General features: G+C 42.6%; 17 protein-coding genes. 11 read left to right on the top strand and 6 right to left on the bottom strand.

What is annotated here, in order from left to right:
* Together HUJ22_RS01790 and HUJ22_RS01785 are read left to right on the top strand one after the other, a co-directional pair.
* A complete protein-coding gene (locus HUJ22_RS01790; protein ID WP_290872863.1) occupies positions 1-408 on the top strand; it encodes an ATP-binding protein in 408 nt (135 codons plus the stop codon).
* An 8-nt stretch (positions 409-416) separates the two neighbouring features.
* Entirely contained in the window at positions 417-716 is a 300-nt protein-coding gene (locus tag HUJ22_RS01785; RefSeq protein ID WP_290872860.1) for a YciI-like protein, read from the top strand.
* Between the two features lie 161 nt (positions 717-877).
* Here the strand turns inward: HUJ22_RS01785 and trxA are convergent, their stop codons facing one another.
* The gene (trxA, locus tag HUJ22_RS01780) at positions 878-1,204 is read right to left on the bottom strand and encodes a thioredoxin (protein WP_290872857.1); all 327 of its coding nucleotides are present in this window, start codon (positions 1,202-1,204) and stop codon (positions 878-880) included.
* A 212-nt stretch (positions 1,205-1,416) separates the two neighbouring features.
* The gene (gene dnaE / locus HUJ22_RS01775) at positions 1,417-5,634 is read right to left on the bottom strand and encodes a DNA polymerase III subunit alpha (protein WP_290872854.1); all 4,218 of its coding nucleotides are present in this window, start codon (positions 5,632-5,634) and stop codon (positions 1,417-1,419) included.
* 169 nt (positions 5,635-5,803) lie between these two features.
* Between dnaE and HUJ22_RS01770 the strand changes: the two genes are divergently transcribed.
* Positions 5,804-6,523, top strand: a complete 720-nt coding sequence (locus HUJ22_RS01770; protein WP_290872851.1) for a hypothetical protein — start codon at positions 5,804-5,806, stop codon at positions 6,521-6,523.
* A gap of 32 nt (positions 6,524-6,555) precedes the next feature.
* Here the strand turns inward: HUJ22_RS01770 and HUJ22_RS01765 are convergent, their stop codons facing one another.
* On the bottom strand, positions 6,556-6,825 hold the full coding sequence (locus tag HUJ22_RS01765; protein ID WP_290872848.1) for an acylphosphatase: 270 nt from the start codon (positions 6,823-6,825) through the stop codon (positions 6,556-6,558).
* A 91-nt stretch (positions 6,826-6,916) separates the two neighbouring features.
* Between HUJ22_RS01765 and HUJ22_RS01760 the strand changes: the two genes are divergently transcribed.
* Positions 6,917-7,849: a hydrogen peroxide-inducible genes activator gene (locus HUJ22_RS01760; RefSeq protein WP_290872846.1), complete on the top strand. Its 933-nt coding sequence runs from the start codon at positions 6,917-6,919 to the stop codon at positions 7,847-7,849.
* 1 nt (position 7,850) lies between these two features.
* Positions 7,851-8,795 (top strand): TerC family protein, encoded by a 945-nt coding sequence (locus tag HUJ22_RS01755; protein ID WP_290872843.1) that lies wholly within the window; start codon positions 7,851-7,853, stop codon positions 8,793-8,795.
* Between the two features lie 89 nt (positions 8,796-8,884).
* On the opposite strand, the gene HUJ22_RS01750 is transcribed toward HUJ22_RS01755, so the two are convergent.
* Positions 8,885-11,011, bottom strand: coding sequence for an elongation factor G (locus tag HUJ22_RS01750; protein ID WP_290872840.1), 2,127 nt, complete (start codon positions 11,009-11,011; stop codon positions 8,885-8,887).
* A gap of 222 nt (positions 11,012-11,233) precedes the next feature.
* Here HUJ22_RS01750 and HUJ22_RS01745 point away from each other — a divergent pair, with 222 nt between their 5' ends.
* The 3 genes from HUJ22_RS01745 (at position 11,234) to HUJ22_RS01735 (ending at position 13,829) form a co-directional block, all read left to right on the top strand.
* Entirely contained in the window at positions 11,234-12,223 is a 990-nt protein-coding gene (locus HUJ22_RS01745) for an asparaginase (protein WP_290872838.1), read from the top strand.
* 90 nt (positions 12,224-12,313) lie between these two features.
* Positions 12,314-13,030 (top strand): ribonuclease H-like domain-containing protein, encoded by a 717-nt coding sequence (locus tag HUJ22_RS01740; RefSeq protein WP_290872836.1) that lies wholly within the window; start codon positions 12,314-12,316, stop codon positions 13,028-13,030.
* A gap of 256 nt (positions 13,031-13,286) precedes the next feature.
* Positions 13,287-13,829 (top strand): DUF4168 domain-containing protein, encoded by a 543-nt coding sequence (locus HUJ22_RS01735; protein WP_290872834.1) that lies wholly within the window; start codon positions 13,287-13,289, stop codon positions 13,827-13,829.
* Positions 13,830-13,918: 89 nt separating this feature from the next.
* Here HUJ22_RS01735 and ppdK read toward each other — a convergent pair whose 3' ends face one another.
* Both ppdK and HUJ22_RS01725 read right to left on the bottom strand, forming a co-directional pair.
* Positions 13,919-16,600 carry a pyruvate, phosphate dikinase gene (gene ppdK / locus HUJ22_RS01730; RefSeq protein WP_290872832.1) on the bottom strand — a complete coding sequence of 894 codons (2,682 nt, stop codon included), beginning with the start codon at positions 16,598-16,600 and terminating at the stop codon, positions 13,919-13,921.
* A gap of 306 nt (positions 16,601-16,906) precedes the next feature.
* The gene (locus HUJ22_RS01725) at positions 16,907-17,245 is read right to left on the bottom strand and encodes a hypothetical protein (RefSeq protein ID WP_290872830.1); all 339 of its coding nucleotides are present in this window, start codon (positions 17,243-17,245) and stop codon (positions 16,907-16,909) included.
* A 116-nt stretch (positions 17,246-17,361) separates the two neighbouring features.
* Between HUJ22_RS01725 and HUJ22_RS01720 the strand changes: the two genes are divergently transcribed.
* From HUJ22_RS01720 to HUJ22_RS01710, 3 genes are all read left to right on the top strand, one after another.
* A complete protein-coding gene (locus tag HUJ22_RS01720; RefSeq protein ID WP_290872828.1) occupies positions 17,362-17,673 on the top strand; it encodes a hypothetical protein in 312 nt (103 codons plus the stop codon).
* 159 nt (positions 17,674-17,832) lie between these two features.
* Positions 17,833-18,306 (top strand): hypothetical protein, encoded by a 474-nt coding sequence (locus tag HUJ22_RS01715; protein WP_290872826.1) that lies wholly within the window; start codon positions 17,833-17,835, stop codon positions 18,304-18,306.
* Positions 18,307-20,547 carry a TonB-dependent receptor gene (locus tag HUJ22_RS01710; RefSeq protein ID WP_290872824.1) on the top strand — a complete coding sequence of 747 codons (2,241 nt, stop codon included), beginning with the start codon at positions 18,307-18,309 and terminating at the stop codon, positions 20,545-20,547.
* Positions 20,548-20,555: the final 8 nt, after the last annotated feature.

Here is a 20,555-nt window from a genome sequence, read left to right as displayed (position 1 = left end):
ATGAAATTATTACAGACACTTACTCTAAATTCTACTTATGAAGAAGTAGAAAAAGTTGAAGGGCTTCTTACCGGTTTACAAGATGATCTTGGCTTTAATGACGAACTCTATGCCCGAATGATGCTTGCTGTTTCAGAAGCGGCTACTAATGGCATTGTTCACGGAAATCAGCTGGATGAATCCAAAACCGTGAAAATATCAGCATATCGAGACAACAATAAATTACTTTTTAATACCGAGGACCAGGGAGAAGGGTTTGATCGTGACGAACTCCCCAATCCCCTTGCTGAAGAAAACCTGCTTAAAACCGGCGGGCGTGGAGTATTCCTAATGGAAGAATATGCCGATGAAGTAAGTTACTCCGAGGACGGTACCAAGCTTACCTTGGTTTTTGAATTGCCTGAATAATAAGAACCATGCACTACCTGCTTATTTACGATACTACCCCCGATTACCTCCAACGCCGGGGAGAATTCCGTTCCGAACATTTACAACTGGCCTGGGATGCTTATGACCGGGGAGAATTAATTCAAGGCGGAGCCCTGAAAGATCCTGTGGATGGAGCTGTTTTATTGTTCAAAGGAGATTCTCCCGAGGCAGCTGAAAATTTTGCCAAAAATGACCCTTACGTAAAAAACGGACTGGTTGAAAAGTGGGAAGTACGCGAATGGGTTACCGTGATTGGGGATGAGGCCAGTAATCCTGTGAAGCCGTAGGGCGCTCCACCACAGAGCTTTCAGCAGATATATTTGAATAATACACAAGATGAATGCTAACGAGGGCTAAGCATTCTTTCGCTTAAAAAGCATTGTTAAAATGCACAAAAAAAAGCGATACGGCCCGTATCGCTTTAATTTCTTTTAAGAAATGGTACTGTTTATGCTACCTGAGCTTCCAATTGCTTGGTCAGGTGTGATTTTGGAACTGCGCCCACAATCTGATCCACTACTTCACCGTCCTTAAAAATGAGCAAAGAAGGAATACTGCGAATTCCATACTTCACAGAAATTTCAGGATTACTGTCTACATCTACTTTGCCGATTTTTGCTTTGCCTTCATATTCACCGGCCAATTCTTCAACAATCGGACCAATCATTCGGCATGGACCACACCACTCTGCCCAGAAATCAACCAAAACCGGTTTATCTGATTTCAGTACTTCTTCGTCAAAGTTGCTGTCTGTAAATTCAATTGGTTTCGCCATAATGCTTTTAGTTTAACTTTATTGGGTTTTCTATAATCTGTTAACAAATATCGGGATAATTCATTCAACAATACACATTCTTTTAAATTATTAGGTTGATAGCGGGGGTTTATGAGTTCTTTTTCACTATTGGTACTGTGGGTTAAAGAAATATCACTTACTGAAACGATTCTCCTATCTTTCCGGCTTTTCTGCCGCAAAGAGTGTGAAGGTTATGTTCCATGAACCAATTGGACGGCCTCCTCCCCCAGCACATCCCGCAATCCCCGAAGTAACTCATCATTTGGCTCTACCACAAAATTCCGAACGTTCATGCGAATGGGCGCATTTGCTTCTTTACTGTGTATCGAAAATCGTACTTGTGTATTTCCTTTATTCAGGGAAAACAAGGTCTCTACCTGCTTCAGGTCATCTTTTTTGAGGTCTGAAGTTTTTAAGTCAATTCTCAGGTTCAGCTGCTCCTGAAATTTTTCACGAAGGTTTTCAACCCGTTCAAAGGAATTGGCAATTACTTTAGGTTCCCCGCCCCGGGTATCTACCACTCCGTCAATAAAAAGAACATTATCAGGTTGAAGCAATCCCATGTATTGGTCATAGGTTTTGCTAAAGGCAATAACTTCGGTGGAATTATTTAAATCCTCCACCTGAAGGAAAGCAAAAGGCCGGCCTTTTTTATCGGTCACACGTTTTACCCCTGTTATAATAGCGATAAATCGAATCGTGGAGCGGTCAGACAATTGTCCAAACACGTCATCACTTAAATTCTGTTTGCCAAATAACCTTATCTCTTCTTTGAACCGGCTTAACGGATGTCCGCTTAGGTAAAACCCGATCAATTCTCTTTCTTTATTGAGGCGTTCAATTTGCGTCCACCGTGATACTTCCCTCAATTTCGGTTCCTGCGATCCGGTTCCACCACTTTCCCCTCCAAACAAATTTCCCTGATTTAATCGAATTTCTTCCTGTTTGCGCACAGCATAAGAAAGGATATCCTCAACTGAATGGTGAAGCTGAGCCCGGTTTTCATTCAGCGTATCAAAGGCGCCGGCAATAATCAGGCTTTCCAGTGTTTTTCGATTACAGACTTTCAAATCAACACGGGTGGAAAAATCAAAGATGGATGCAAAATCTCCATTTTCCTCCCGTTCTTCTACAATATGCTGAATGGCCGATGATCCCACTCCCTTAATCGCCGACATTCCATACTGAACCCGTCCGTCTTTCGCCCTGAACTTCCCACGGGCAGTATTAATATTCGGAGGATCTACCGGAATATTCATGCGCTGACATTCCTCAATAAATGCCGCTACTTTTTTGATATCGCTCATGTTGTGCGTCATCACTGCCGCCATGTATTCAGCGGGATAATTCGCCTTAAAATACATGGTGTGATAAGCTACTACCGAATAAGCGGCCGAGTGGGACTTATTAAATCCATAACCCGCAAACATGGCCATCTTATCAAACACCTGTTTAGCTGTTTTCTCATCATAGCCTTTCTCGACCGCTTGTTTTACGAATTTCTCTTCTTCAGGCGGAAGCAGTTCCGGTTTTTTCTTACCCATGATCCGGCGAAGTACATCCGCTTCACCCAGCGAGTAGCCCCCCATCCGCTGCGCCACCTTCATGATCTGCTCTTGGTAAATCATGATACCATAGGTCGGCTCCAGCAGCTCAATCAAATCTTCGTGATCGTATTCTACTTTTTCACGCCCGTGTTTTCGTTCAATATAATCCGGAATAAACTGCATCGGGCCGGGGCGGTACAGGGCGTTCATCGCAATCAAGTCATTGATGCCGGTGGGCTTCAGGTTCTTGAGGTGCTTGCGCATCCCCTCACTTTCAAACTGAAAAATTCCCGAAGTTCCGCCTTGCTGAAACAGCTTATAGGTCTTTTCATCGTTCAGCGGAATAGTATCCAGGTCATATTCCTTTCCGAAATTTTCTTTTACATAGCCGATGGCTGTTTTCAGGATAGACAGTGTCTTCAAACCCAGAAAATCCATTTTCAGCATCCCGGCATTCTCAATTACACTGCCGTCAAACTGGGTTACGTAGAGATCAGCATCTTTAGCCGTACTTACAGGGATGTATTCGGTCAGCTTATCAGGGGCAATAATAATCCCGGCTGCATGAATACCTGTATTCCGGACTGATCCTTCCAGTACCTGTGCCATTCTGAGGGTTTCGGCTTCAAGGCCTTCCCCATCTCTGATTTGGCGCAGTTCTTTGACTTCAGAAAATGCATCATCTAAAGTTGTACCGGGCCGTTCGGGTACCAGCTTGGCAATACGGTCGGCATCAGACAAAGGTAAATCAAGTACCCGTGCTACATCACGCACCGAAGAACGGGCAGCCATCGAGCCAAAAGTGATGATGTGAGCAACCTGATCTTTGCCGTATTTATTCACTACATATTCTATTACACGCTGTCGGCCGTCATCATCAAAATCAATATCAATATCAGGCATCGACACACGCTCGGGGTTCAAGAATCGCTCAAAAAGCAGGTCGTATTCCAACGGATCAATATTAGTGATGCCCGTACAGTACGCGACAACTGAACCTGCTGCCGAACCACGTCCCGGCCCCACATAAACCCCCATATCCCGCGCTGCAGCTATAAAATCCTGTACAATCAGAAAGTAGCCGGCGAAACCCATTTTCTCAATGATACCCAGCTCTCGTTCAATGCGTTCAGTTACCTCATCATCAATCTCTTTATACCTTGGTTTAGCTCCTTCATAGGTAAGATGGCGCAAATATTCATCTTCCGTTTCAAAACCTTCCGGAAGCTCAAAATTCGGAAGAATAACTTCCCGTTCCAGCTTGATGGGCTCAATTTTGTCAACAATCTCCTGGGTAGAGGCAATAGCCTCCGGCATATCCACGAAGAGCTCTTTCATTTGCTCCTGTGTTTTGAAATAAAACTCATCGTTTGGAAAACCATAACGGAAATCCCGCCCCTTGCCCTTAGGAGTGCTCATGAGTTCGCCATCATCTATACAGATCAGGGCATCATGTGCTTTGGCATCTTCCTCTTCCAGATAAAACACATTGTTGGTGGCAACCAACTTTACCCCATATTTCTCGGAAAAAGACTTGAACACTTCATTTACACGCTTTTCCTCTTCCAGCTCGTGATTCAGTACCTCCAGATAAAAGTCATCCCCGAATGTTTCCATCCACCATTGTAGTTCCTCTTCGGCAAACTCCTGTCCTTTATTAAGAATAAGGTCGGCTAGCCAGCCCCGAACACCACCGCTCAAACAAATAACATCTTTCGAATATTTTGCAATCACTTCCTTATCAATCCGCGGATATTTGTAGTAATACCCTTCGGTAAAACCAATAGAACTTAATTTGGAGAGGTTTTTATACCCGTTTTGATTCTTGGCAAACATCGGAATCTGATAGCGTCGGTCTTTATTATCGCGGGTGAATTTCTTTTGAAGACGATCTTCAACCACATAAAACTCGCATCCAATAATGGGTTTGATGCCTTCATTATGAGCCGCGGCAGCAAAGGCAAAAGCCCCGTACATATTGCCAAGATCCGCCAGGCCCACCGCGTTCATACCTTCATCTTTGGCTTTGCTTACCAGTTCTTTAATTCCGGCTGTTGCCTGAAGTACCGAATATTTGGAATGATTATGGAGATGCGTAAAGGTAGCCTGCTCAATTACCTCGCTACCAGTTGTCTCTTCTTCGCTTCCACTTTTTTTTTGAGCCGCCAGCTGTTCCTCTGACTGCTTTGTTTTGAATCTTGAAGGAGAAACAAGATCGATATACTCTTCCCGCTTCATGTAGCTTTGTGCCGACTCATACAGTTTGGCATCCATCGGGAAATTGATTTTAGTAGCACCGGTCCGAACCATCTCAAGGAAAATCCGTGCGGTAGCTTCCACATCAGCAGCAGCATCGTGGGCATCTTCAAAACCTTCATCAAAAAGGGCGTGATGCAGTTCACCTAAGGACGGCCATTTATAATTTCCGCCCCTTCCGCCTTCGATCTTGGCCACATCTGTCCCATCGATCTTGGTATCGATCTTGGGTTTATCTAAGATGGCAGACGAGATCTTCTTCCTAAGATATTCTGCCCCCATGATCTTCTCATCAAAACTGACGTTATGCCCGATCAGGAAGTACGCATTATTGATATCCTTGGAAAATTCTTTGAGCACAAAATCCAACTCTACCCCTTCTTCATGGGCACGTTCAGTGGAGATACCGTGAATTTTCTCTGAGTTGAAAGGAATGGTAAACCCCTCCGGCTTCACAATATAGTTCCCGCTGTTGAGGAGCTTCCCGGTATGGTCATGGAGCTGCCATGCAAGCTGAACAAGCCGTGGCCAGTTATCTAAATCAGTGATCGGGGCTGAAAAATCTTGAGGTAATCCCGTGGTCTCTGTATCAAAAATCAGGTACATGTAATCCCTTTGTTGGAGTAGAACTTCTGAGTTTGAATATACTATTCATTAGTCTACAAGTCGAAGTTATTTACAAACGAGTTATCCACATTTTGAAATATTTCTCTTCTAACTATGTTTTATTTATTATGAAGGTACTACAATAAGTGATCACACAAATAAAAGCCAAATGATTACTCCTCAGCATTACCCATCCTCCCAAACTACTGTGTTTATCCTGTTCTTTATTCTGATGGGATCATCGGTATTTGCCCAGTCTACGGTAGGTACCAACGTACATGTGGATATCTGGAACAGCGAGACACCGATCGTACAGGGAAGCAATGAGGAAGTGAGAGGGACCCAGTGGTATCGGGATGAATGGACACCCGGAAGAGTTATTTTACGTGATAACAGCCTCACTGAAATTCACAATATCAACTACAATACGTATGAAAATAAGATCATCTTCAAAGACGGAGACGTGATGAAAGCTTATGATCCAAACCAGGTTCGTGGTTTTCAATTTGTGGATGAATCAGGAAACAAGACTCAGGAATTCGTTACAGGCATATCAGATCAAGAATTTGGGATTCATCCTTTCGATCTGCTTCGTGTGGTATATAACGGTAAAACCAGGTTTTTGGCCCAACATGAAACGATCTTTGTTCGAAACAGCGGGCGTGACCTCATTACCAACAAGCGTTACAGCGAATATGATGAAACCATTACCTATTTTTTGATGAAAGACGGTGAACTGACCAAAACCCGTTTACGTAAACGAAACATCCTAAATGACATAGGTGATCAAAAAAATGCTCTTGACGATTTTGCCAAATCGAATAAACTCCGCCTCAAGTCGGAAGAGGATGTGGTAACACTTCTGAAGTATTACGATCAGATCAAATAAATATATCTTTTACCAAACCCACTCTTTTTTTGCTATAGTTTCACTTCAAATGATTTATAGACAGTTTCATCTTTTGCATCCCTTACCTTAATATCCTGAACGAAACTCGCCACCGGGCCTTTTTTGCAGCGCTGAATAAGATCATCCACCTTTTCTTCACTGCCCTGGAAAATGGCTTCTACTCTTTTATCCGGTAAATTCTTAACCCACCCTTTTACACCCAATGCTTCTGCATTTTTCTTGGTAAAATGACGAAAGCCTACTCCCTGAACCCGGCCTGATATAAAAATATGCTTCTTCAAGAATCTTACTTTTAATTTTTAAAGTTCTATTTTATCGCTTCGTAATATTAAAAAAGGATTCCTTACTTTATAGTTCAATTAGTTTAAAAAAATGACTCTTACCCAACTTTCTTACATTGTTGCTGTTGACAAGTACCGGCATTTTGCAACGGCAGCCCAAAAAATATATATCACCCAACCTACGCTCAGCATGCAAATCCAAAAGCTGGAAGATGAGCTCGGCGTATTAATTTTTGATCGCTCGAAATCTCCGGTTGTTCCCACTGCCATGGGTGAAGAAATTGTTAAACAGGCAAAACTGATTCTCAGCGGGGCCAAACATATTGAAGATATGGTAGCCGTACAGGGAGATTCATTAAAAGGAACTTTCCGGGTGGGAATCATTCCAACTATTGCCCCATATCTGGTTCCGCTTTTTCTCAAGCCCTTTATAAATAAATATCCGGATGTAGAACTCATTTTTGAGGAGGCCCTGACTGCTGAAGTACTCAAAGGCTTGAATGAAGATTATTTTGATGTGGGTATTATCGCTACTCCCACCGAGCAACACATGTTTGAACAAGACCTTTTTCTGGAGCCATTTCTGGGTTATGTAAGTTCCAGCCACGAGCTTGTCAAAAAAGATAAACTCTGCATTGATGATTTGTACAAAGAAGATCTTTGGTTATTGAATGAAGGACACTGTTTTCGTGATCAAACCATGAAAATCTGCAAAAAGAATAATGAAAAGCGCAATAAAGCCCCCATCATTTTTGAAAGTGGAAATCTCGAAACCTTGAAACGTTTAGTGGAGCAGGATTTTGGAATAACCTTAATGCCCTATCTTGCTATGAACGACTATGATACCCGCTGTGAGAATGGTGTTGTTAAAGAATTTGAAGATCCGGTTCCTTCACGGAAAATCAGGTTGGTGTATAGCCGGGAGTTTTTGAAAAAGAATTTGATAGAGGCTTTTGCCGGGGTCATTAAAGATTCCATTCCTAAGGAGTTAGTTTCTGAGGATAAAGCGATGGTTATCGAATAAAATGCAACACAGCCTTACCCTTTGGATCTACTTCAACATTTTTATTGTAGCTATGTTGATCGTGGATCTTGCTGTTTTCAATCGCAAAGAACATGAGATAAGCATTAAGGAATCGTTGGTCTGGACCGGCATTTGGATTGCCCTGTCGGTGGTTTTCGGAATCGGGCTTTATTTTTATATGGACCCGCAGAGCTCGCTGGATTTCTTTACCGGGTATTTAATTGAAAAGTCGCTCAGTGTAGATAATATCTTTGTTTTTATCCTGGTATTCTCTTATTTCGGAGTGCCGGCAAAATTTCAACATAAAGTTCTTTTTTGGGGAATATTCGGAGCTTTGGTGATGAGATTTCTGTTCATCTTCTTAGGTGTAGCCCTCATTGAACGATTTGAGTGGATCATCTATATTTTTGGTGCCTTCCTGGTTTATACCGGCATAAAAATGGCATTTGAACTTGAAAAAGAAGTACACCCGGAACGCAACCCCCTGCTTAAACTCACCAGGAAATTAATCCCGGTAACCAATAAATTTGACGGACCGAACTTTTTTACCAGAATAGATGGCAAGCTCATGGCCACCCCACTCTTTGTGGTGTTGATTGTGATTGAAACTACTGACCTTGTATTTGCCATCGATTCGATTCCTGCTATCCTGGCTATTACCACCGATGAGTTCCTCGTCTACAGCTCTAATGCTTTTGCCATATTAGGATTAAGAGCTCTTTATTTTGCCTTAAACGGGGTGATGAAATTGTTCCATTATCTTCATTACGGACTGGCCGCCATACTTTCTTTTGTAGGAGTCAAGATGCTGCTGGCTGAATTTTTCCATGTTCCCACCCCATACGCCCTTGGTTTTGTAGGGCTGGCTTTAATCATTTCGATTGGTGCTTCGAGCATGTTTCCCAAGAAAGAAGAAAAATCACCCCAACGGCCAAAAGACCAATAATTCACTGCATATTAACCGGCTTTTTGGGTATGTAAGGACTAAAAAAATACTTCAACCTTAAATATTGATAATTCATTATTCGATATTCTTCAGGCCTCCTCCGGCTGTAAGTTTTCCTTGATCACCCGCTCTTGTACATCATGGGGAACCTGGGCATAATGAGAAAACTGCCGGGTATATGTGGCGTTGCCTTGTGTCATAGACTTGAGTCGAGTTGAATAATGATCCAATTCTTCAAGGGGAACATGAGCTTTGATTTTTTGAATTGAGCCTTCCCCATCCATGCCCTGAATCTGTCCTCGACGCGTACTGAGGTCACTCATCACGTCTCCCATATAATCTGCGGGAACATTAACTTCTATCTCATAGATAGGCTCCATAAGTTGTGGATTCGCTTTCATGAAGCCGTCGCGGAAAGCCATTCGGGCTGCCGTTTTGAATGCTGCCTCATTAGAGTCCACCGAGTGCATGGAACCGTCATAAACAGAAACACGGATATCCCTGGCACGGCAACCGCTCATTGGCCCGTTTTCCATTTTCTCCATCACTCCCTTCAGGATGGCAGGCATAAAACGATTATCGATTACTCCACCTACGATACAGTTCTGGAATACCAGCTTCCCGCTCCACGGCAGATCATGCTCTTGCACATCCCGCACTTTCAGATCATCAGGGGTAGACATGCCTTCGGTATAAGGTTCAATTAGCAAGTGAACTTCGGCAAACTGCCCCGCACCGCCGGACTGTTTTTTATGTTTATAGTATGCCCTTACTCCTTTAGTAATCGTCTCGCGGTATGGAATTTTTGGGGTAATGAACTCAACATCCAGCTTAAAACGGTTTTTAAGCTGGTCTTCAATCACCCCTAAATGCTCTTCACCCTGCCCGTGAATAATTACCTGCCGCAGTTCCTGGCTATGTTCGATCACCACCGAAGGATCTTCACGGTGAATTTGGTGCAACGCATGACCGAGTTTATCTTCCTCTCCTTCTTTTTTTAATTTCACCGCTGTGCGTATAGTTGTCGGTGGAAATTCAATCGCCTCCAGCTTTACATCATGCCCTTTTTCATGAAGGGTATCATTTACTTCGCCGTCTTTCAGTTTAACCACAGCACCGATATCACCGGTTTGAATTTCATTTATTTCAATACGCTTATGCCCTTCCGTTAAAAACAGGCTTCCGAGACGCACTGAAGTTGAATTAGAACTGTTAACCAAATCCATTCCCGGACGAATGGTGCCTCCATATACTTTAAAGTAAATCAAATCCCCTACATGAGATTCTGAATGTGTTTTAAATAAAAACATCACGGGCTTTCCTTCCGGATCTAATGCAAACTCTTCCCCGTCTTCTTTTTTAGGCGGATTACCCTGTAGAGGATTCGGAGCCACATCATCCAAAAATCCCATCACCCGGCCGGTGCCCATATTGCGGGAAGCACTCGAGCAAAAGAGCGGGAACATCTGTCCATTTACCAACGAAATATGCAAGCCTTGCTGCATTTGTTCCTCATCCAATTCACCATGTTCAAAATAGATGTCCATCAACGTTTCATCATTTTCAGCGATAGTTTCTACCAATTCCTGATGTAATTTTTCCGCCTGAGCACGCTGGGAATCCGGTATTGGAAGTTTATCCGGTTTCCCTCCACCATCGGGAAACTCATACATGGTCATGCGCAATACATCAATAATTGCATGAAAATCTTGCCCTTCACTAAATGGATATTGAACTACCGTCACTTCCCGGCCAAATTGTTCGCGAGCCTCATCTACCGTTTTCCAAAAATCAGAATGATCACTGTCTAGCTTATTCACCATGAACATTGACGGTACGTTATATTTATGTACATATTTCCAGAGTGAATTCGTGGCTGTCTCCACTCCCTGTTCCGCATTTAAGACAAAAATGGCTGTATCGGCTATACGAACGGCTCCTGCTACTTCTCCGATATAATCTGCCGTCCCCGGGGTATCAATAAGATTAATTTTGTGCCCGCGCCAGTCTAAATTCATAAAAGAAGAATGAATAGATTTCTGCTTCTCTTTTTCCAAGGGGTAATAATCAGAAACGGTATTCTTTTCTTCTACCGAACCTCGTCGGTTGATGGCTCCGGCCTCGAAAAGCATCGTTTCGGCCAGCGTTGTTTTTCCGGAGCCGGAATGCCCCAGCAAAACAACATTACGAATACGGGTAGGATTGTATACTTTCATGGTTACTCCTTTTTAAAGTGCCACCAAAACACTAAAGCACGAAAATAATTTATACTCAGTGTTTTCGAGCTTTAGTGGCAAAGTTTCAAGTGTGTTTTCTTAATAACAGGTTTTAACTTGTCAAAGGGCTACATCTCTGCGCCACAAAATCAATGAACAGTACTCATACTTCTTGAACAGTATGTGAAGATCAAAAATAATCGGAAGCACGAATAAATCAACATGAAAAAAATATTATTGATACAAACCGGCGGAACCATAGCCATGAACGCCAAAGGAGCCGGGGTTGAACTTGATCCCGAGGCCTGGTCCAAAATTCTTTATGAAGAGATTCCTGAGCTGAATGAGATCGCAAAAATCAACACTATTCCTTTGTTTTTCGAAGACAGTTCAGATCTGAATGCATCCCACTGGATTCAACTTGCCGATTGCATTGAACAGGAATATGAAAATTTTGACGGGTTTGTGATATTGCACGGAACCGATACCATGGCTTATTCCGCTTCAGCTCTCAGTTTTGGATTAAATAATTTGGACAAGCCGGTAATATTTACCGGGAGTCAATTACCAATGAGCAGTATCCGCAGTGATGCCCGGCGTAATTTGGTGAATGCTATTGAACTGGCAACCATGCCTTTCAAAGAAGTGGGCATTTGTTTCAACGATGCATTGTATCGCGGAAATCGTGCTACAAAAATGAGCATAGGAGATTTTGATGCTTTCGGGTCGCCCAACTTCTCTCCATTGGCTGATATCGGTATTCAGATTGAAACGCGTGTTTCAGCAGAGTTCGGATCAGGGGATTTTAAAAATGCAGCAAAGTTTTCGGATGAAGTTTTTGTACTTACTGCCCATCCCAATTTAAATCCCGAATTGCTGGAAGGTTTGAATCTGAAAAAAATCCGCGCTGTTATCATTCGTGCTTTTGGAAGCGGAAACTTCTGTATTAAAGGGAAAAACAGTCTGCTTCCCTTTTTGGATAAATGTCGTGACCATGATGTAACCGTTGCTATTGTTTCACAAGCTGATTTCGACTCTGTTGACCTGACCCAGTACACAGCCGGACGTGCCGCTCTCAAACACGGCGCCATCAGCGGCAACGATATGACGCTGGAAGCTGCTCTTACAAAGCTCATGTTTTTATTGGCACATTACGATTCCAAAACCGATATTGAGGAGTTGTTCCAACAGTCCATTGTCGGGGAACTGTAAAAAAAGGTGCAAAAAGAAAGGCACAAGGTTCAAGTAGTTTCTTGAGCCTAAAAACTTGCACCTTGAACCTAAAACCTTGCACCTAATATTATGTTTTTCATTTTTGATGTAGAGACTGTTCCGGATTTTGAATTTATTCGTCGCGTATTGGCCGATCAGGATTCCGATGAAGAATTACTGCTGGAAAAAGCAAGCGAGGAACTTGCCAGAAATGCGTCCGGCTTCCTTCCTCCCATGTATCATCGTATGGTCTCCTGGGTAGGATTGTGGATCGAAAATACAGGCGGCCCCAAGCAGAAAGTGGCCTGGAGTGGAGAAGATGAAAAGGAAGGCCTTAAGCAGGTTTTTGATGCTATTGGCACTTATAAGGATTTTGGACTGATCCACCACAATGGCAAAGGTTTTGATATCCCCGTACTTACTTATCGAGCTATGAAACACGGACTTCAAATGCCGCTGCGCATGCACGATTATGACATACGCTACCGCTATAGCCGCCATAATATTGATCTGGTGGATGAATTCAGTAATTATGGCGCAAGTTCATGGCCCAAGCTAAAGCATTTAGGCCAGCTTATCGGTATTCCATTCAAGCAAACCGGGGAAGGAAATGAAGTATTAGCCATGTTCCGGCGTGGCGAGCTCGACCTTATTGAACATTATTGCTACGAAGATGTAATGGCCACCTACATTGTGTGGCTTTACCATCAATTTACTGCCGGACATATTCCTGAGGATCAATTTAATAACCTGAAAGACCGGGCTATGAGTAAGTTGGAAGAGATACAGGCCGGGCCGCCGAAATAACCAACCATGGCCTTATGACAATTCTTTTTTTCCTTACGATGATTGGCTATGAGAAGATAGAAGTCAGAGACTAATTACTCACGGCATACATGAACCTCACTGCATCAGGCTGAATCAAAATCATTACTAAGTAATACTACATTTCTATTGATTACCTCGATGAAGTTAAAGCATTTAAAAAAACAAAAAATCAGGAACACCTCTCCCCATCAATCGTTAACATGGTATTCAATAAATCATAAAGCAAAAAAATACAATGCTTAAATATATTTTATCAATAACGATTGCACTTACCATGTTGGCTTGTAGTTCTGATCAGGAAGCTCAGGAACCGGGACAAAATACGGATGACCAACAGGCTCAGCAACAATTTGAGCCCAATCAACCGGCTCCGGAAATTGAAGTTTCCGATGAAGAATTAGAGCAGTTCACGGAAGTATCTATGGTAGCCCAGGAAATTCAAATGGGGTCTCAGCAAGAGATGCTTGCCATTGTTGAGGAAGAAGGATTGGATGTAGAAACTTATAATGTTATCGCCGAAGCCCGGTTTAATGATCAATCTGATGAAGAACTGGATGTAAGCTCCGATGATCTTGAAAAATTTGATGCGGCATCCGAACAAATTGAGCTTATACAACAAGATGTAGAAGACAAAATGGCCGAAGCGGTCGAAGCCGAAGGCATGGAAATGGATCGTTTTATGGAAATCAATATGGCGCTGCAACGAGATCAGGAACTGCAGCAACGCGTACAGCAAATGATGATGGAAAAAATGCAGGAAGAAACTCAGGGACAATAATCATTGCCCTATGCATTGACAGCTATAAAAAAAGCGAGACTTTTAACGGTCTCGCCTTTTCTTTTAATTGATGTACGTTTAGAAAACAATTAATGATCGAAGGGTCTTACCAGTTCTTCATCCGGTTTCTCTTCGATATTTTTTTTACGGAGCACGGCCTGGGCTGAAGCCAGATGAGCAACCGGTACTCTGAATGGGGAACAAGACACATAATTCAACCCGGTTTCGTAGGCAAAATTGATGCTGCTTGGATCACCACCGTGTTCTCCACAAATACCAACTTTCAGGTCAGGATTGGTCATTCGTCCTAACCGTGTTCCGGCTTGCACAAATTGACCTACGCCTTCTTCATCCAGCACCTGGAACGGATCTTGTTTCAACATTCCCTTCGCAATGTAAATTGGTAAAAATTTGACAGCATCATCACGGCTAAATCCATAGGTAAGTTGAGTCAGGTCATTGGTTCCAAAAGAAAAGAAGTCAGCTTCTTCTGCTATTTGATCTGCCAATATAGCCGCGCGAGGAATTTCAATCATGGTGCCAACCAGGTAATCTACATTCTCATCGACTTTTGACAGAATTTCCTTAGCCACTCGATCTACTACTTCCCGCTGATGTCTGAATTCTTCAATACTGCCCACCAGTGGGATCATGATTTCAGGGAATACTTTTTTCCCTGCTTTAACAAGTTCTATAGCAGCTTCGATAATAGCCCGGGTCTGCATCTCTGTAATTTCAGGATACGTAATGCCTAAGCGACATCCTCTGTGCCCAAGCATCGGGTTAAACTCTTTCAGTTGATTCACCTTGTTCATAAGAATTTCAAAACTGACTCCCAACTCGTCAGCAACTTTCGCTATTTCTTCCTTTTCCTGAGGAAGGAATTCATGAAGCGGAGGATCCAGTAACCGAATAGTGACCGGAAGGCCTTCCATAGCTTCGAAAATTTCAATGAAATCCTGTTTTTGAAACGGAAGCAGGTTATTAAGGGCTTCTATACGTTCTTTCTTTGAATTGGCAATAATCATTCTGCGCATAAAATTGACCCGTCCGGGCTTAAAGAACATATGCTCGGTGCGAGCCAACCCTATGCCCTTGGCGCCGTAAGAACGAGCAAGTTGCGCGTCCTCAGGAGTTTCAGCATTCGTTCTGACTTTCATTTCTTCCACGGTTCCAACCCAATCCATGAAAGTACGGTACTCGTCCCCGAATTCCGGTTCAGTGAGTTCTTTTTGTCCCAGAATTACATCTCCGGTACTGCCATTTAATGAAATCCAGTCTCCTTCTTTCACCGTTATCTTACCATTGGTAAAAGATTTGGTTTTATAGTTAATCACAATATCGCTGCACCCGGCTACACAAGGTTTTCCCCATCCGCGGGCTACTACTGCGGCATGACTTGTCATCCCTCCGCGTGAAGTCAGAATACCTTCAGCCGAAGACATTCCGCCCACATCTTCCGGACTGGTTTCAATTCGAACCAAGATTACCGGATCTTCTGAGTCTTCAGCTAATTTTGAATCAAATACAACTTTACCGACAGCTGCTCCCGGTGATGCCGGCAATCCTGTGCCTATTACTTTATTCTCTCCTAAAGCATCTTCCTTAAACTGAGGGTGCAGCAGCTGTTCGATATGTTCGGGATCTACAAGGTCGCGGATAGCATCTTTCTGGGAAAGCACGCCTTCAAGCACTAAATCTACGGCAATTTTAACAGCAGCAGTTCCCGTACGCTTACCATTTCGTGTTTGAAGGATGTATAGATTTTCATCCTGTATAGTAAACTCGATATCCTGCATATTCTTGTAATGTGCTTCCAACTGACGCGTATAACTTAACAGTTCTTTATAGATATCAGGGCTTTTTTGCTCCAGTTCATCAATATGGCTGGGGGTTCGAATTCCAGCTACAACATCTTCTCCCTGAGCATTAGTCAAAAACTCACCATACAATTTGGACTCTCCGGTGGACGGATTTCGCGTAAAGCAAACACCGGTTCCGCTGCTTTCCCCCATGTTCCCAAACACCATAGCCTGAACATTCACCGCAGTCCCAATCAACCCGTGAATATTGCTTATTTGCCGATATTTGATAGCCCGGGCACTGTTCCAGGAATTAAATACAGCATTAACTGCAAATCTCAGCTGCTCCATGGGATCATCCGGAAACATGTGGCCTGTTACTTTTCGATAGATAGCCTTATATCGATCAGTGAGTTCCCGAAGATGTGCTGCCGTCAGTTCCACATCCAGTTCTACCCCTACTTCTTTTTTCAGATTTTCAATAGCTTCTTCAAAATGGTCATGACCCACGCCCATTACTACATTACCAAACATATCTATAAAGCGCCGATAACTGTCGTATGCAAAGCGTTCGTTGTTTGTTTTCCTGATAATGGCTTCCACCACGTTATCATTGATACCCAAGTTCAAAATCGTATCCATCATGCCCGGCATAGAAACCGCAGCCCCGGAACGAACAGAAATTAGAAGCGGATTTTTTTCATCACCAAGCTTCAATCCCATTTCTGATTCAATATGTTTCACCCCTTCCACAACCTGATCAAAAAGCTTCTCAGGCCATTCCATTTGATTGTCAATAGTCTGTTTACAGGCTTCAGTTGAAATGGTAAACCCCGGAGGTACCGGTATCCCAATGGTGCTCATTTCTGCAAGATTAGCTCCCTTTCCACCTAAAATAGGCTTCATACCCCTGTTTCCGTCAGTAGTTAATTTGCCGAATTTATAAACGAATTTGTCTGGAAGACCCATATCAATACCTCTCACTATTGTTAAAATTGAGAACCGAACGGTTTTAGTATGTCAAATTAATGTGAATTATTTGTGTAGCCCGGAAAAGCGCTTTTATATGAATCTCTATCAATGCAAATTCAAACTTTCAGTTAACTTTAATAGCCAAATTCTCTCTTTCTTTTGCTTTGAACTTAAATCCAAGTATGAAAAAACAAGTATATATATCGCTTATTTTAAATAGCTTTTAACGCTATAGTCTACCCTACTTACATTAATTTTTATACTACAGTGATGTCTTAACAAAAACCACGCCTTAGTAACAATTTATTGCTTTATCTCTTCTTGTATTTTTGATTTCACTTTCAAAATTGTGGAATATGCTCCATAAATAATTAACAGAGTTACTATCCCATAAACCCACCAAGGCACATTTTCACCCACAATAATCAAATACAGGTAGGCTGAAATAAAAAAGAATACGCTGCATAGTGATGGCAAAACCAAAGATTTCTTATAACGGTAATTTTTTACCACCCAAACTAAACTAAGTGTAAAAAAGGGAATCGCCCCTACATAGATAGTGCCAAATATCACTGGATTTACCCCATAGTCTGCTCCCAAGGTGAAAAACCATTCTTTTGTAATCTCAAGAAATTCAGCCATTTTTGCTACCAATTTTTAAAATTGTGTAATAATTTATAACAATAATACAATAATGAACTGATTATTAACGATACTTGGTTTATTATAAATGATGAGGTCAAATTAACCGCAATTACTTGAATAAGATCAGAAATTACATATCTGTATTATTTTTAGCTACAGCATTGGTTGGCACTATGTTGTCTATGCTGCACTATCACAGTGCCGGCCTCGAATGTTTACATCACGCTGAAGAACAGCATATTACAGAAAATGATCTATTATGTCCTGTTTCGGGTATTGTTGCCGTAACCGGTGGCGAAACTCAGCCTTCCTTTGACGGATTGTTAAAATTTCAGGATATCATTGCTGTTGATCTTCAGCCTCTCTATTTGTCCACTCAACCATTTGTACCGCTTTTAGGCCGCGCCCCTCCTGTCATGGCTTAATTACTTACTTAACCTTAGTTGATACTGAGTGTTAGTAAAAAATTACAGCATTCTGTCTCTTTCGTTTTACCCATTCTGCTACTTTAACATTGGGTATTTCAGTCAGAATTACATTTTATAAAATCAAATTTACCAATAAGTTAATATAGATTATAAGTCATGAAAAATTTTAAAATATTATCCACGATTAAGTTCTTATTTACCCTTGTACTCCTAATTTCTATTACTGTGGCATGCTCCAACTCTACTTCAGGTAATGAAGAAGAACATTCTGAGCCCGAAGGGTTTGTACTAAAAATGAACGGGCAAATTATTGTTGAGCAACTACCTGACCAATCAGTTACCGGAGAGTTCCAACTTACAGCCGGACAGGAAACAGATCTTGTCACCATATTTTTCCTTGATCACGATGGTAATGAATTTCAACCGGAAGAAGCAGAAAACAGCCTGGGCCATGAATTCGATACTCAAGGTATAGCAAATTTTGAACAGCATACTGAAGATGGGAAATGGAGTTTCCACATTCATGCAGAAGCAGAAGGAACTACAAACCTACGGTTAAAGCTAATGCACAGCGGACACTCAGATTTCACAACTCAGTATTTTCCAATTAATGTAGCAGCGGCTCAATAATTGAAATACTTAATCCTTTCCATACTGTTTTTGGCAGGAGCGTTCTCTTCGGGGAATGCTTTTGCCGAAGATAGTTATTTATTATCAGGAACTGTTACGGACTCCGAAACCGGAGAACCGATATCCTTTGCATATGTACATATTGAGGAACTGAATCGTACCTCGGTAGCAGATGCAAACGGCCGTTATCAGATAAAGAATGTGCCTGCCGGAAATTTCACCCTTTCCATTCATCGAATCGGATATCGCACTCAAACCAAAGAAATTGCCATTAAAGAAGCGGATGAAGTTGTTAATATCCAGCTGAGCCCCACGGTACTTGGTTCCCAATCAGTGGAAGTGGTAGGCCAGGGAGAAGACCTAAAAGGATCTAACCTTGAGCACGCTTCCAAAAAAGTATTCGGTTCCGATTTACGCAGAAATTTAGGTAACACCCTTTCACAAACCCTTTCCAACCTTGCCGGTTTTGATGAACGAAAGATGGGAAGCGCACCGGGAAGGCCTGTGATTCGGGGATTGGGTGATGAGCGTGTACTTATTTTACAAGACGGCGTTCGTTCCGGGGATGTCTCTGCCCAGTCTGCTGATCATGCAGTCACTATTGATCCTATTTCAGCTCAGGAAGTGGAAATTGCCCGGGGTCCCCAGGCACTGGCATATGGGGCAAACGCCATTGGAGGGGTAATTAATGTAGTCCGTAATCAAATTGAAACCAGCCTACCTGCCCGTACCACCGGTAATTTTACGCTGAATGGAGAATCTGTAAGCAAAGGCGGTTCAGCCGCTTTGGATGCAACCATACCCTATAAGAATTTTGCCTTAAGCCTCAACTTAAATGGCAGAACAGCTCATGATATATCTACCCCGCTGGGTGGAATTGATAACACTTATTACAATTCAACCAACAATGCGGCAGGAATAAGCTGGATTCGGGACTGGGGATATATAGGCGGCGCGTTCAGTACCTATTTCAATAATTATGGAATTCCACCGGATCCACAGGGCCACCCCAATGGAGTGGACATTGAAATGGAGAAATTTCAATATGACATAAAATCAGAAATTGTACTCCGAAGCGATTTCCTCAAGGTAATTGAGGGAGATTTTTCTATAAAGAACTATACGCACCGTGAAATAGAATCGAGCGGAGCCCTTGGTACTCAATTCGGGCTGGTTACCACTAATGCCGACCTCAAAGCCAAGCATAACTCGCTGGGTATCCTGGATAAAGGGTCCTTTGGTTTTTGGGGTGAAATTGAAGATTATGCTATAATTGGAGCCGGGACACCGGATGCTAACAGCTATAAATTTGGCGCATACATTATTGAAGAAGCCGACTTCGGCGGCTTGCATTTAGAAGGCGGACTCCGGTTTGATTGGGTGCTTAACAAACCTGATGAAGAAGAACCGGATTCACGAATCGGAAACATAAGAGAACGCACCTTTCCGGCCCTGTCCAGTTCGGTTGCAGTCATTTATTCCATAAACCGAAGGATTTCGTTAGGAACAAGCCTTTTGCATTCTTTCCGCGCACCGTCTCTTGAAGAACTGTATTCCGAAGGCCCACACCTGGCTTCTTATTCTTATGAAATTGGAAACCCTGAACTTGATCCTGAACGCGGATTAGCTAAAGAACTTTTTGTACGATACCAGTCAGACAGAGCCAATGCGGAAGTAGCTATTTTCCATAATGGATTCAGTAATTACCTATATGCACAGGATACCGGTAGGCCAAATAACCGCCGGCCGGACCTTAACGACTATCAGTTTGTAGGGGCTGAAGCTGTATTATACGGAGCTGAACTTTCCGGAGAATTGCAACTGTTCAGGAACTTCGTACTGGATGCATCCGCCAGCTATACTTTAGCTGAACGCGATGTTCCCCAAGCAGAGCAAGATACCACAGGTTACAACAGTGATACCCGGCCTTTACCTCAAATTCCTCCACTCAAGGGCAAAGTCTCCTTTAAATATACCAAAGACGGACTGGAGCTCGGCACGAGAGTACGAATGGCCGCTGAACAAAATCGAACCGGCGAATTTGAAACTCCCACCGACAGTTATACGCTCTTAGATGCTTTTGCACAATACCGGATGGAAGGCGGAAAACTGTTGCATACCTTCTCTTTGAACGTGAACAATATTCTGAATCAAGAATATTACAACCATCTTTCCCGCATTAAAGATTTACGCCCGGAGCCGGGAATTAATGTAAGTTTACTCTATCGAGTCTATTTTTAGCAGAAACC

This window comes from Gracilimonas sp., from assembly GCF_014762685.1.
GTDB lineage: Bacteria > Bacteroidota > Rhodothermia > Balneolales > Balneolaceae > Gracilimonas.
Note: the sequence above shows the minus strand (reverse complement) of the source record. Positions and strands in the feature narration are given on the sequence as shown.